This is a genomic window from Mycobacterium sp. NGS34, assembly GCF_059812845.1.
On sequence record NZ_JCALDM010000001.1, the window covers coordinates 203,688 to 217,170 of the forward strand.

Below are 13,483 nucleotides of genomic sequence, written 5' to 3' on the forward strand. Positions count from 1 at the left end.
ACCACTCCCATTTCTCAACTGAAAGCGTAGATTTTCGGCTACTTGTGTTTCGTTCGCGCCGTTCATATTGCAGAGGAGCCGCAGATGTCGTCTTTCGTCCTGATAGCCCCTGAGGTTGTCACCACAGCGTCATCGGATTTATCGGGGATTGGCTCCGCGATTAGGTCGGCGAATGCGGTGGCGGCGGGCTCGACGACATCGGTATTGGCCGCGGCGCAGGACGAGGTTTCCGCCGCGATTTCTTCGTTGTTCGGCACCTACGCCCAGGAGTTTCACGCGGTTAGTGCCCAGGCGACGGCTTTTCACGACCAATTCGTGCAGTCGTTGACGGCGGGCGCGGGGGCGTATGTGGGCGTGGAGGCGGCAAACGCAGACCCGTTGACGGCATTGGTCGGCGAACTCCAGAGCCTGACCGCGGGATTGCCGCCCGGCCCGGTCAAACTGCTGACGGGGCGCCCGCTGATCGGCAACGGCGCCAACGCTGCGCCGGGAAGCGGGCTGCCCGGCGGCGACGGCGGGTGGCTGATCGGCGACGGCGGCAACGGCGGGTCCGGCGGGTCCGGGCAGGCCGGCGGGGCGGGCGGATCGGCGGGGTTGTGGGGCCACGGCGGGAACGGCGGGGCCGGCGGAAACGGCGGGGGCGGCGTGGTCGGCGGCGGCGGCGGAAACGGCGGGGCCGGCGGCGCCAACGGATGGCTCGGCGGCGGTCCGGGCGGGGCCGGTGGGGCCGGCGGAAACGGCGGGCCCGGCATCCTCGCGGGCGGCGGGCAAGGCGGCGCCGGCGGAACTGGCGGAGCCAACAGGCACCTGCTGTCCCTGTTCAATGGGGCCGGCGGGCCCGGCGGGGCCGGCGGCCTAGGCGGGGAAGGCGGGCTCGGCTTTCACAACCCGACGGCCGGCGGGACCGGCGGGCATGGCGGGGTCGGCGGGAACGGCGGGGCCGGCGGGGCCGGCGGCGCGAACCAGGCCCTGCTGGGGGGGTGGGGCGGGACGGGCGGCCTGGGCGGCGACGGCGGCCAGGGCGGTCAGGGCGGCACGGGTGGCGACGGGTCCGGCAACAACGGCGGAAACGGGGGCGTCGGCGGTTTCGGCGGTGACGCCGGCGCCGGCGGGGCCGGCGGCGCCCCAGGGCTGTTCCTCGGGCACGCCGGCAGCGGCGGACACGGCGGCACCGGCGGGCAGGGCGGTCAGGGCGGCACCGGCGGCCTCGCCGACGGCACCCTCGCCCACGCGTACGGCGGGCAGGGCGGCCTCGGCGGCCAGGGCGGCGCCGGTGGGGCCGGCGGCAACTCCGCCGGCGGAGCCAACGGCACCGGGGGCGGCGGCGGCCAGGGCGGCACCGGCGGCACCGGAGGTAACGGCCAGACCGACTCGGTCAGCGGTAACGAAATCTTCTCCGGCGGCGGCGGCGGTGGAGGTGCCGGCGGCACGGGCGGCCACGTCGGCGTCGGGGGCGCCGGGGGTGGCAGCGGCACGGGCGGCACCGGCGGGACTGGCGGCGGCGGCGGCAGCGCCTCGACAACGAATGGAGCCGTCCTTCAGGCTCTGGGGATCGGCGGGGACGGTGGCACCGGCGGTGCCGGCGCGACCGGCGGCGGCGCGGGCGGCACCGGCGGGGGTGGCGGCGGGGGCGGCACCGCGCAACTGACCGCGGCCGCGGGCGGAGGCGGCGGCGGGGGCGGCGGCGCCGCGGTTGCGGGCGGCAAGTCCGGGGCCGGAGGCGCAGGGAGCCTCGCGTCCAACGCCACCGTCTTCGCTGCCGGAGGTGGTGCCGGGAGCGCCGGCACCGGCACCGGCACCGGCGGCGGGAGTGGCGCCGTCGTCAACACGAACTCCTACCACGGCAACGCCGGCACCGGCTCGACGGGTGGCGGCGGCGCCAACGGTGGCGCTTTCCACACGAACGGCGGCGATGGGGGCGGCGTCGGAGTCGGCGGCTCCGGCGGGAGCGGCTTGGGTGCTCTCGGCAGTAACGGCGGCACCGGGCAGCCCTGACAGGCGGCCGTTATCCGACTGACGCCGTCCACTCCAGCAGCTTGTCGGCCGGCCAGGTGTTGACGATCCGGTCGACGGGCACGCCGACATCCAGCGCGCGCTGCGCCCCGTAGGCGAGGAAGTCCAGCTGGCCGGGCGCGTGCGCGTCGGTGTCGATGCTGAACACGCAGCCGATCTCCAGCGCCTGCTTGAGCAGCCGGGTCGGCGGGTCGCGGCGCTCGGGACGGGAGTTGATCTCCACTGCCGTCCCGTGGTCGCGGCAGGCGGTGAACACGGCCTCGGCGTCGAACTTCGATTCAGGCCGGACGCCGCGGCCACCCGATACCAGCCGGCCGGTGCAGTGGCCCAAGACGTCGGCGTGCGGATTGGAGACCGCGCGCAGCATGCGCCGCGTCATCGCCGCCGCGTCCATCGACAGCTTCGAGTGCACGCTGGCCACGACGACGTCGAGGCGTTCGAGCAGTTCCGGTTCCTGGTCGAGGCCGCCGTCCTCGAGGATGTCGACCTCGATCCCGGTGAGAATGCGCATCGGGGCGAATTGGTCGCGCAGCTCGTCGATGACGTCGAGCTGCTTGCGCAACCGCTCGGGCGACAACCCGTTGGCGATGGTCAGCCGCGGCGAGTGGTCGGTCAGCGCGCAGTATTCGTGACCCAGCGCCGACGCGGTGGCCATCATCTCGTCGATCGGCGCCGACCCGTCCGACCAGTTCGAATGCAGGTGCAGGTCGCCGCGCAGCGCGGCGCGGATGTCGCCGCCGCCGAGATCCTCGACGCCGGAACGCAATTCGACCAGGAGGTCGGGTTCGCGGCCGGACCAGGCCTGGTCGATCACCTTCGCGGTCTTGGGCCCGATGCCCGGCAGCGTCTGCCAGCTGTTGGCCTGACCGTGCCGCTCGCGCGCGGCGTCGTCGAGGCCCTCGATGATGTCGGCGGCGTTACGGTAGGCCATCACCCGCCGCGGGTCCTGGCGGCTCCGGTCCTTGTAATAGGCGATCTGCCGCAGGGCGGCTACCGGGTCCATGGCTCCAGTGTGCCCCGCCCGATCACCTGAATTGACCGGCGACGAACCCCGCGAGCAGCACGGCGAACCCGCCGATCTCGCCGCCGATGAGGAGCACCATCGTCACCTCCAGCCCCCGGCCGGGGTTTTCGAACTGGTTGACGGTGTCGCGCCGCGCACCGTGGGTGATGTAACCAAAAATGGCGGCGACGAAAAAGAAGACGACGACGCCCGCCGCGGTCAGGTTGACCCACGCCGGCCAGGCGCTGAGTGCGACGAAGACCGCCAGCAGCAGGGTCGCGAAGGAATAGAGCAACGCCGCCCGGTGCGCGATGTCGACGTACGGATGGGCGCGGTGATCGTCGGCGGTCATGATCTGGCGGTACTTCCAGACGCCGAGAACCAGCGCCAGCAGGAAGATCAGCCCGGCGGCCAGCAGGGTGATCCTGGTGTCGAGCCCGAGCGCGCTGGTCATCGTCCGCATGAGTTTAGTTGCGCTTCATAAAGATCGGCTAACGTCGGATTCATGCGATTCGCGTTCAAAACCTCACCCCAAAACACCACCTGGGCCGACATGCTCGCCGTCTGGCAGGCCGCCGACGATATCGAGGTCTTCGAGTCCGGCTGGACGTTCGACCACTTCTATCCGATCTTCTCGGACAGCAGCGGACCCTGCCTCGAGGGGTGGACGACGCTGACCGCGCTGGCGCAGGCGACCAAGCGACTGCGGCTGGGCACCCTCGTCACCGGCATCCACTACCGCCACCCCGCGGTGCTGGCCAACATGGCCGCCGCGCTCGACGTCATCTCCAACGGGCGCCTCGAGCTCGGCATCGGCGCCGGCTGGAACGAGGAGGAGTCGGGCGCCTACGGCATCGAGTTGGGGTCCGTGCGGGAACGCTTCGACCGGTTCGAGGAAGCCTGCCAGGTGCTGATCAGTCTGCTCAGCGAGGAGACCACCGACTTCGCCGGCAAGTACTACCAACTCAAGGGCGCCCGCAACGAGCCCAAGGGTGTGCAGCGCCCGCACCCGCCGATCTGCATCGGCGGCAGCGGCGAGAAGCGCACCCTGCCGATCACCGCGCGCTACGCCCAGCATTGGAACTTCGCCGGCGGCCCACCCGAGCTGTTCGCGCAAAAACGCGACGTCCTGGCCGCGCGCTGCGCGGACATCGGGCGCGACCCGAAGGAGATCACCATGTCGGCGCATCTGCGACTGGACGCCGACCGCAACTACGGACAGGTGATCGACGACGCCGCCGCGCTGGGCGCCGAGGGGCTGGACCTGGGGATCGTTTACATCAATCCGCCGCACGACCCGGCCGTGCTGGAGCCATTGGCGGAGGCGATTCGGGATTCGGGGCTGCTGGATAAGTAGGGGCGGCGAGCAAACTAGCTTGGGCGCCGCCGGCGGTTGAACGAGGTGCTTACACCCCGAACAGCATCAGTTCTTCGGCGGTGATCAGGCGTTCATGCTTTGCGGGGAACTCGCGGCTCTTTACCGGGTGACGCAACCATGACCAGGCGATTCGCCCCATTTTCGACCGGGGCATTGGGTTGACATGCACAGTGACCACTCCTGCGATCGGTCCGTTCCTGCGGGACGCCACCCGTGACTGCTACGCGATGAGGCCCACAGAGAACCATTAGACAACAATCGTCTGGCAAACGTGGGCAGAAACGCCGAATTGAATTCTTCTGTTTCTGGTGTGACTGATGTGACTACGTGAGCGGCGCCGCGGTGGGCTTGATCGGCGCCGGAAGCGCGGTCGAACCCATCAAGAACCGGTCGACGCCGGCCGCCGCGGCCCTACCCTCAGCAATCGCCCAAACGATCAATGACTGGCCACGACCCATGTCGCCGGCAACGAAAACGCCGGGAACCGAGGTGTCGAAGTCGCCCCCGCGGGCGACGTTGCCGCGCTCGGTGAGCTTCACCCCGAGGTCGGTGAGCAGGCCCTCCTTCTCGGGGCCGACGAATCCCATCGCCAGCAACACCAGATCGGCCTCGAGCTCGAAGTCGGAGCCCTCGACTTTGACGAACTTTCCGTCCTGCATCGTCACCTCGTGAGCCTTGAGCCCGGTCACGCGGCCGTCCTTGCCGACGAACCGCTCGGTGTTGACCGAGAACACCCGCTCGCCGCCCTCCTCGTGCGCCGACGACACCCGGTACATCAGCGGGTAGGTCGGCCACGGGGTCGACTCGGCGCGCGCGTCCGGCGGACGCGGCATGATCTCGAACTGGTGCACTGCGATCGCACCCTGCCGGTGCACGGTGCCCAGGCAGTCGGCCCCGGTGTCGCCGCCGCCGATGATGATCACCTTCTTGCCCTTGGCGGTGATCGGCGGTTCGCCGTCCTCGTCCAGGACTGAGTCGTCCAAGTCGCCCGATGCTACGCGGTTGCCCCACGGCAGGAACTCCATCGCCTGGTGGATGCCGTCCAGCTCGCGGCCGGGGATGGGCAGGTCGCGCCAGGCGGTGGCACCGCCGGCCAGCACCACCGCGTCGAAGTCGCCGCGCAGCTGTCCAACGGTGATGTCAACACCGACGTTGACGCCGGCCCGGAACTCGGTGCCCTCGGCTCGCATCTGGTCCAGCCGGCGGTCCAGGACCCGCTTTTCCATCTTGAATTCCGGGATGCCGTAGCGCAGCAGCCCGCCGATGCGGTCGTCGCGCTCGAACACGGTCACGCTGTGACCGGCGCGGGTCAGTTGCTGGGCCGCGGCCAGGCCGGCGGGGCCGGAACCCACCACGGCGACGGTCTTTCCGGTCAGCTTGTCCGGGGGCAGCGGCACCACGAAGCCTTCGTCGAAGGCGTGATCGATGATCTCCAGCTCGATCTGCTTGATCGTCACCGGGTCCTGGTTGATGCCAAGGACGCACGCCGGCTCGCACGGGGCCGGGCAGAGCCGCCCGGTGAAGTCCGGGAAGTTGTTGGTGGCGTGCAGGCGCTCGATCGCGTCGCGCCAACGTCCCCGGCGCACCAGGTCGTTCCATTCCGGGATCAAGTTACCCAGCGGACAGCCGTTGTGGCAGAACGGAATACCGCAGTCCATGCAACGGGTCGCCTGGTGGCGCAGGGTCTCGTCGTCGAAGTCCTCGTAGACCTCGTTCCAGTCGCGCAGTCGCAGTGGGACAGGCCGGCGCTTCGGCAGTTCCCGATGCGTGTATTTCAGGAAGCCGGTGGGGTCAGCCATGCGCGGCCGCCATGATCGCCTTGTCGACGTCGACGCCGTCGCGCTCGGCCTCGGCGATCGCCTGCAGCACGCGCTTGTAGTCGCGCGGCATCACCTTGACGAAGTGCCGGTGCTGGCCGGGCCAGTCGGCGAGGATGCGCTGGCCGACAGCGGAATCCGTGGCATCGACGTGTGCCTGGATGGTGCCCCGCAGGTACTCCAGGTCGTCGTCGTCGAGCGCTTCGAGCTCGACCATCTCGGTGTTGAGGTTGTTCGGCAATTCGCCCTCCGGGTCGTACACATAGGCCATTCCGCCGGACATGCCCGCCGCGAAGTTGCGACCGGTGCGGCCGAGGATGACGACCTTGCCCCCGGTCATGTATTCGCAACCGTGGTCGCCGACGCCCTCGACCACCGCGTGGGCGCCGGAGTTGCGCACCGCGAACCGTTCGCCGACGACGCCGCGCAAGTAGACCTCCCCGCTGGTGGCGCCGAACAGGATCACGTTGCCGCCGATGATGTTGTCCTCGGCGACGTAGTCGGCAGGCGCGTTGTCCGACGGCCGCACCACGATCCGGCCGCCCGACAGGCCCTTGCCGACGTAGTCGTTGGCGTCGCCGTAGACGCGCAGCGTAATTCCCCTCGGCACGAAGGCGCCGAAGCTGTTGCCGGCGGACCCGTCGAAGGTGATGTCGATGGTTCCGTCCGGCAGGCCCTGGCCGCCATAGGCTTTCGTCAGCTCGTGGCCGAGCATGGTGCCCACCGTGCGGTTGACGTTGCTGATGGTGGTGGAGAAGCGGACCGGCTTGCCGGAATCCAGCGCCTCGCGGCTCATCACGATCAACTGCTGATCGAGCGCCTTGTCCAGGCCGTGATCCTGCCGCGAGCTGCAGTACAGGTCCTGGTTCATGAACGCCGACTCGGGCTCGTGCAGCACCGGGGCCAGGTCCAGCTTGTGCGCCTTCCAGTGTGCGCGCGCCAGCGTGGTGTCCAGCGCCCCCACCTGACCCACGGCCTCGTTGAAGGTGCGGAAGCCCAACTGCGCCATGTACTCCCGCACTTCTTCGGCGATGAACATGAAGAAGTTCTCGACGAACTCGGGCTTGCCGGTGAACCGCTCGCGCAGCACCGGATTCTGTGTGGCCACGCCGACGGGGCAGGTGTCGAGGTGGCACACCCGCATCATGATGCAGCCGGCCACCACCAGTGGGGCGGTGGCGAAGCCGAACTCCTCGGCGCCGAGCAGCGCCCCGATCATCACGTCGCGTCCGGTCTTGAGCTGCCCGTCCACCTGGACCACGATGCGGTCACGTAACCCGTTGAGCAACAGGGTCTGCTGCGTCTCGGCCAACCCCAGCTCCCACGGGGCGCCCGCGTGCTTCTGCGATGTCAGCGGCGTCGCGCCGGTGCCGCCGTCGTGCCCCGAGATCAACACCACGTCGGCGTGCGCCTTGGACACACCGGCGGCAACTGTGCCCACCCCGTTTTCGGAGACCAGCTTGACGTGCACGCGCGCGGCCGGGTTGGCGTTCTTGAGGTCGTGGATCAGCTGCGCCAGGTCCTCGATGGAGTAGATGTCGTGGTGCGGCGGCGGCGAGATCAGCCCGACGCCGGGCGTGGAGTGCCGAACCTCGGCCACCCACGGGTACACCTTGTGACCCGGAAGCTGGCCGCCCTCACCGGGTTTCGCGCCCTGGGCCATCTTGATCTGGATGTCGGTGCAGTTGGTCAGGTAGTGCGAGGTCACCCCGAAGCGGGCGGAAGCGACCTGCTTGATCGCGCTGCGGCGCCAGTCGCCGTTTGGGTCGCGGTCGAATCGCTTGACGTCCTCGCCGCCCTCGCCGCTGTTGGACCGGCCGCCGAGGCGGTTCATCGCGATGGCCAGCGTCTCGTGCGCCTCGGCGGAGATCGAGCCGTAGCTCATCGCCCCGGTGGAGAAACGCTTGACGATCTCGCTGGCGGGCTCGACCTCTTCCAGCGGAACGGGCGGTCGCACATCGCCGCGGAACTTCAGCAGTCCACGCAGCGACGCCAGCCGCTCGCTCTGGTCGTCGACGAGGCGGGTGTACTCCTTGAAGATCTTGTACTGCCCGGTGCGGGTGGCGTGCTGCAGCTTGAACACGGTCTCCGGGTTGAACAGGTGGTACTCGCCCTCCCGGCGCCACTGATATTCACCGCCGACCTCGAGCTCACGGTGGGCGCGCTCGTCGGGCCGGTCGAGGTAGGCCACCTTGTGGCGGGCGGCGACGTCGGCGGCGATGTCCTCCAGGGTGATCCCGCCGGTGGGGCAGCTCAGCCCGGTGAAGTACTCGTCGAGCACGTCCTCGGAAATGCCGACGGCCTGGAACAGCTGCGCGCCGGTGTAGGAGGCCAGCGTCGAAATGCCCATCTTGGACATGACTTTCAGCACGCCCTTGCCGGCGGCCTTGACGTAGTTGTTCAGCGCCTTGTTGCGGTCGATCCCGTCGATGACCCCGCGGTCGAGCATGTCCTCGATCGACTCGAACGCCAGATACGGGTTGATCGCCGCCGCGCCGAAGCCGACCAGCGCGGCCATGTGGTGCACCTCGCGGGCGTCACCGGTCTCGACGACCAGGCCGACGTGCGTGCGCGTCCGGTCGCGCACCAGGTGGTGGTGCACCGCCGACACCGCCAGCAACGACGGGATGGGCGCCAGCTGCTCGTCGGACCCGCGGTCGGACAGGATGATGACCCGCGCACCGTCGGCGATCGCCGCCGACGCCTGCGCGCGCACCTCCTCGAGCGCGGCCGTCAGCCCGGCGCCACCCTCGGCGACGGGGTAAACGCAGTGAATCACCTTGGACCGCATGCCATGCGGGCGCCCGTTGACCTCGTCGTCCGGGTTGAGGTTGACCAGCTTGGCCAGCTCATGGTTCCGCAGGATCGGCTGCTGCAGGACGATCTGGTGGCAGGAGTGCTCGTCCGGGTTGAGCAGGTCGCGCTCGCCGCCGGTGGTGCCCTGCAGGCTGGTCACCACCTCCTCGCGGATGGCATCCAGCGGCGGGTTGGTCACCTGGGCGAACAGCTGCTGGAAGTAGTCGTAGAGCATCCGCGGGCGCTCGGACAGCACGGCGACCGGGGTGTCGGTGCCCATCGAGCCGATCGGCTCGGCGCCGGAGCGCACCATCGGCGTCACCAGCAGGTTGAGTTCCTCGTAGGTGTAGCCAAACGTCAACTGGCGCTTGACCAGTCGCTCGTGGGGCATCCGGACATACTCGCCCTGCGGCAGGTCGTCGAGCGGCACCAGGCCCTTGTCGAGCCATTCCTGGTAGGGGTGCTCGGCGGCCAGTTCCGCCTTGATCTCCTCGTCGGCGACGATGCGTCCTTGGGTGGTGTCCACCAGGAACATCCGACCGGGCTGCAGCCGCATCCGGCGGACCACCTTGGCCGGGTCCAGGTCGAGCACGCCGGCCTCGGAGGCCATCACCACCAGGCCGTCGTCGGTCACCCAGATTCGGGAGGGGCGCAAGCCATTTCGGTCCAGGACGGCGCCGATGATGGTGCCGTCGGTGAAGGTGATCGACGCAGGACCGTCCCACGGCTCCATCAGCGAGGCGTGGTACTGGTAGAAGGCGCGCCGGGCCGGGTCCATCGACTCGTTGCGTTCCCACGCCTCGGGGATCATCATCAGCACCGCATGGGCCAGGCTGCGCCCGCCCAGGTGCAGCAGTTCGAGGGCCTCGTCGAAGCGCGCGGTGTCGGATGCGCCCGGGGTGCAGATCGGGAACAACTTCTCCACGTCGTCGCCGAAGAGGTCGGTCTTGATCAACGCCTCGCGGGCCCGCATCCAGTTCTCGTTGCCGGTGACGGTGTTGATCTCGCCGTTGTGCGCGATGCGGCGGAAGGGGTGCGCCAGCGGCCAGGACGGGAAGGTGTTGGTGGAGAAGCGGGAGTGCACGATGCCCAGCGCGCTCGTCAGCCGATCGTCTTGCAGGTCAAGGTAGAACGCCTTGAGCTGCGGGGTGGTCAGCATGCCCTTGTAGATGAATGTCCGGCCGGAAAGGCTTGGGAAGTAAACGGTTTCGCGACCGGGTCCGTCCTGTCCCGGGCCTTTGGTGCCCAGTTCGTGCTCGGCGCGCTTGCGGACCACGTAGGCGCGGCGCTCGAGCGCCATCCCGGAAGCACCGGTCATGAACACCTGCCGGAAGGTCGGCATCGCGTCGCGGGACAGGGCGCCCAGCGACGAGTCGTCGGTGGGGACGTTTCGCCAGCCGAGCACCTGAAGGCCCTCGGATTCGGCGATCTTCTCCACCGCGGCGCAGGCGGCCGCGGCGTCCTTGGACGACTGCGGCAGGAACGCGATGCCGGTGGCGTAGCTGCCCGGCGCGGGCAACTCGAAATCCACGACTTCGCGCAGGAACGCATCCGGGACCTGAATCAGGATGCCGGCGCCGTCACCGCTGCGCGGCTCGGCGCCCTGGGCGCCGCGGTGCTCGAGGTTGAGCAGCGCGGTGATCGCCTTGTCGACGATGTCGCGGCTGCGGCGGCCGTGCATATCGACGACCATGGCTACCCCGCACGCGTCGTGCTCGAACGCGGGGTTGTATAACCCGACGCGCTTGGGCGTCATATGCACCTGACCCTTCACCAAACGTTCTTCGCTGCCGTTATGAGCGGCTCCGGCGGGGCCCCAACCCGGGAGGGTTGCGGGCCTCGGACCCGTAGGCCCTTTCGGTCTTGCCGATAGGCTGTGCCCCAGGCGGGGATGATCCGCCGTTGGGGATTCGTCCGTGCAGCGTTGAACGGTGGCCTGGAGCTGGTTTCGACAAGTCGTAAAACGATATGACAATACCCGCCTGACATGCCAACTTTGTTAAGTCTAACCGCCAACGGGCAGCGGCGTAAATTCGCTGCGACGGGCGGTCGACGGCGTCGCCGACATGGGAGTTTTGGGCTTGTATTTTCCCGACCCCGGCGCCGATCCTAGCCGACCGGTGGGCCTGATCACCAATTCGTCCCAGTTTGCTGTGATCGCGCCCACGCGTGGCGGGGTTGCCACGGTGCTTGCTCACCGGCGTGCTCAGCGGACGGCGGAAGTAGGCGCGGCCGGCGGCGGTCAACCGGGCCAGAGTTTGCACGGCCGGGCGACGATCCGCCGGTGGCGCGTGACCGATACTGGACGGGTACCGGTCCGGCACCCGAGGAGCCCATGAACGAGCGCGACGAATTCCTGCGGGACCGGCTGCGGCCCGACCAGGCCGGTGCGCCGGCGCCACGCCCGCCCGCTCCCCCGCCCAGGGATCCTCATGCCGCGGCGCCGGCTGCTCCGGCGGTCGCGCCCGCGCCCGGCCCGGCCCCCGCGGCACCCCGTCCGCCGGCCCCGCCGCCACAGCCACCCCGCCAGGCGCCACCTCCCGCACCCGCCCCGCCGCGCCCACCCGCGCCCCCGCAGCGCCCGGCGGGCCCGCCCCAACCGCCGCCGCGGCCCGCCCCTCCCCCGGCCCCGCCGCCGCAGCGGCCCGCACCCACACCCGTCGCGCCCACGGCGGAGCTGCCCGAGCGCGGGTGGCGACGCGTCTTGCGGCTGGCCACCTTTGGCCTCGTCAAGCTGGGCCCGTCGCCCGCGCAGCGGCAGGAGGCGCAGTTCGAGGCGGCGATCCGAACCGCCCTGCACGGCAACTACAAAGTCGGCGTGCTGGGCAAGGGCGGGGTGGGCAAGACGTCGGTGGCCGCCAGCGTCGGCTCGCTCTTTGCAGAGCTGCGCCGGCAGGACCACGTGGTGGCGATCGACGCCGACACCGCGTTCGGCCGGCTGAGCAGCCGAATCGACCCGCGATCGAGCGGCTCCTTCTGGGAACTGACCTCCGACAAGAACCTGCGGTCCTTCGCCGATGTGGTTGGGCGCCTTGGCCGTAACTCCGCCGGTTTGCACGTCCTCGGCGGCGAGCCGGCGTCCGGCCCGCGGCGCGTGCTCGACCCCGCGATCTACCGCGAAGCCGCGCTCCGGTTGGACCGCCACTTCACCATCTCGGTGATCGACTGCGGCTCGACGATGGACTCACCGGTGACCCAGGAAGTGCTGCGCGATCTGGACGCGCTGATCGTGGTCTCCTCGCCGTGGGCGGACGGAGCATCCGCGGCCGCCCGCACCATGGAATGGCTGTCGGACAGGGGCCTTACGGGCCTGCTGCGCCACACCATCGTGGTGCTCAACGATTCCGACGGCCACGCCGACAAACGCACCCGCGAGCTGCTCGCCCGCGAGTTCGTCGATCACGGGCAGCCGGTGGTCGAGGTGCCCTACGATCCCCACCTCCGCCCTGGCGGCGTCATCGACGTGACCCGCGAGATGTCCCCGGCGACACGGCGCAAGTTTCTTCAGGTCACGGCGACGATCGCGGGCTATTTCGCCGCGCGGCCGGAGCCGGCGGCGCGCTAGGGCCGTTGACCCCCACCCAGGCGCGCCAACGGGTCGGCGACGGCCTCGATCTTCGTCACCAGCCGACCGCGAATCGTCAGCACGATCGACGCGAAGAGGCGGCGGTCGACGAAGGCCAACACCGCGGGGCCGCCCGCGGGCCCGGTGACCAGGGTCACCTCCGGGCCGAGATAGCGCAGCAGGTTGGTGGCCACGGCGTCCGGCCCATGGTTGATCTGCGGCGGCGGCGCCGGCTCGGCCAGGACGGTGCCCACGCCCCAGACCGCCGGATCCAGCACGGCGGTCAACGCGGCGATGTCGCCGTTGGCGCAGGCGGTGATGAACTTTTCCGTCACGAGCTGATGCTCGGCCGGGGCCACCTCGTTCAATTTCGGTTGCGCGACAGTGAATTTGCCGCGTGCGCGCCGCGCCAGCTGGCGGCAGGTGCCGACGGGACGACCCACGGTCTCGGCGATCGTCTCGAACGGGACACCGAACACGTCGTGTAGCACGAAGGCGACCCGTTCACCCGGGCTGAGCCTGCGTAACACCTCCAGCAACGCGGTCCGAACTTCGTCGTCGAGGGTGACGCGGTCGGCCGGGTCCAGGCGTGGCGATGCCGGCTGCTGCTCGACCTCGCCCGGCCGCTCGTAGCGGGCCCGCGCCGAACGCACCTGATCGAGGCAGATCCGGCTCGCCACCACGGTCAGCCAGCCGCGGACGTCGTCGATCTCGTTCAGGTCGGCGCGCGAGAGACGCAAGAATGCTTCCTGCGCAACGTCTTCCGCGTCGCCGACGTCGCCGAGCATCTGATAGGCGAGATTGACCAGATACGGGCGATTGCTGCGCCAGGCCTCGGTGACCTGGTCGCCGGGTGACTGCGACTGGCTCATGAACCTTCGACGATTTGATCCCGCAAAAAGTTACGCGTT

8 protein-coding genes are annotated in these 13,483 nt (G+C 69.7%); 3 read left to right on the top strand and 5 right to left on the bottom strand.

Annotated features, from left to right (window positions below):
* Nucleotides 1-84: 84 nt before the first annotated feature.
* The gene (locus AC5Y7V_RS01070; protein ID WP_499878205.1) at nucleotides 85-1,995 is read left to right on the top strand and encodes a PE family protein; all 1,911 of its coding nucleotides are present in this window, start codon (nucleotides 85-87) and stop codon (nucleotides 1,993-1,995) included.
* A 10-nt stretch (nucleotides 1,996-2,005) separates the two neighbouring features.
* Here AC5Y7V_RS01070 and AC5Y7V_RS01075 read toward each other — a convergent pair whose 3' ends face one another.
* Both AC5Y7V_RS01075 and AC5Y7V_RS01080 read right to left on the bottom strand, forming a co-directional pair.
* Nucleotides 2,006-3,016: a PHP domain-containing protein gene (locus AC5Y7V_RS01075; RefSeq protein ID WP_499878206.1), complete on the bottom strand. Its 1,011-nt coding sequence runs from the start codon at nucleotides 3,014-3,016 to the stop codon at nucleotides 2,006-2,008.
* A 22-nt stretch (nucleotides 3,017-3,038) separates the two neighbouring features.
* Nucleotides 3,039-3,470 carry a hypothetical protein gene (locus tag AC5Y7V_RS01080; protein WP_499878207.1) on the bottom strand — a complete coding sequence of 144 codons (432 nt, stop codon included), beginning with the start codon at nucleotides 3,468-3,470 and terminating at the stop codon, nucleotides 3,039-3,041.
* 51 nt (nucleotides 3,471-3,521) lie between these two features.
* Between AC5Y7V_RS01080 and AC5Y7V_RS01085 the strand changes: the two genes are divergently transcribed.
* Nucleotides 3,522-4,373, top strand: coding sequence for an LLM class F420-dependent oxidoreductase (locus tag AC5Y7V_RS01085; RefSeq protein ID WP_499878208.1), 852 nt, complete (start codon nucleotides 3,522-3,524; stop codon nucleotides 4,371-4,373).
* A 344-nt stretch (nucleotides 4,374-4,717) separates the two neighbouring features.
* On the opposite strand, the gene AC5Y7V_RS01090 is transcribed toward AC5Y7V_RS01085, so the two are convergent.
* Nucleotides 4,718-6,193 carry a glutamate synthase subunit beta gene (locus tag AC5Y7V_RS01090; protein ID WP_499878209.1) on the bottom strand — a complete coding sequence of 492 codons (1,476 nt, stop codon included), beginning with the start codon at nucleotides 6,191-6,193 and terminating at the stop codon, nucleotides 4,718-4,720.
* Nucleotides 6,186-10,763 carry a glutamate synthase large subunit gene (gltB, locus tag AC5Y7V_RS01095; protein ID WP_499878210.1) on the bottom strand — a complete coding sequence of 1,526 codons (4,578 nt, stop codon included), beginning with the start codon at nucleotides 10,761-10,763 and terminating at the stop codon, nucleotides 6,186-6,188. Before gltB ends, AC5Y7V_RS01090 begins: the two co-directional genes overlap by 8 nt.
* 579 nt (nucleotides 10,764-11,342) lie before the next feature.
* Here gltB and AC5Y7V_RS01100 point away from each other — a divergent pair.
* The gene (locus AC5Y7V_RS01100; protein ID WP_499878888.1) at nucleotides 11,343-12,572 is read left to right on the top strand and encodes a MinD/ParA family ATP-binding protein; all 1,230 of its coding nucleotides are present in this window, start codon (nucleotides 11,343-11,345) and stop codon (nucleotides 12,570-12,572) included.
* Here AC5Y7V_RS01100 and sigI read toward each other — a convergent pair.
* The gene (gene sigI, locus AC5Y7V_RS01105; protein ID WP_499878211.1) at nucleotides 12,569-13,444 is read right to left on the bottom strand and encodes an RNA polymerase sigma factor SigI; all 876 of its coding nucleotides are present in this window, start codon (nucleotides 13,442-13,444) and stop codon (nucleotides 12,569-12,571) included. The genes AC5Y7V_RS01100 and sigI overlap by 4 nt on opposite strands.
* Nucleotides 13,445-13,483 lie beyond the last annotated feature (39 nt).

Excerpts from the sequence above, each read along its gene's own strand:
- sigI (WP_499878211.1), bottom strand. The coding sequence starts at position 13,444 with ATGAGCCAGTCGCAGTCACCCGGCGACCAGGTCACCGAGGCCTGGCGC.
- AC5Y7V_RS01100 (WP_499878888.1), top strand. The coding sequence starts at position 11,343 with ATGAACGAGCGCGACGAATTCCTGCGGGACCGGCTGCGGCCCGACCAG.
- AC5Y7V_RS01090 (WP_499878209.1), bottom strand. The coding sequence starts at position 6,193 with ATGGCTGACCCCACCGGCTTCCTGAAATACACGCATCGGGAACTGCCG.
- AC5Y7V_RS01075 (WP_499878206.1), bottom strand. The coding sequence starts at position 3,016 with ATGGACCCGGTAGCCGCCCTGCGGCAGATCGCCTATTACAAGGACCGG.
- gltB (WP_499878210.1), bottom strand. The coding sequence starts at position 10,763 with ATGACGCCCAAGCGCGTCGGGTTATACAACCCCGCGTTCGAGCACGAC.
- AC5Y7V_RS01085 (WP_499878208.1), top strand. The coding sequence starts at position 3,522 with ATGCGATTCGCGTTCAAAACCTCACCCCAAAACACCACCTGGGCCGAC.
- AC5Y7V_RS01080 (WP_499878207.1), bottom strand. The coding sequence starts at position 3,470 with ATGACCAGCGCGCTCGGGCTCGACACCAGGATCACCCTGCTGGCCGCC.
- AC5Y7V_RS01070 (WP_499878205.1), top strand. The coding sequence starts at position 85 with ATGTCGTCTTTCGTCCTGATAGCCCCTGAGGTTGTCACCACAGCGTCA.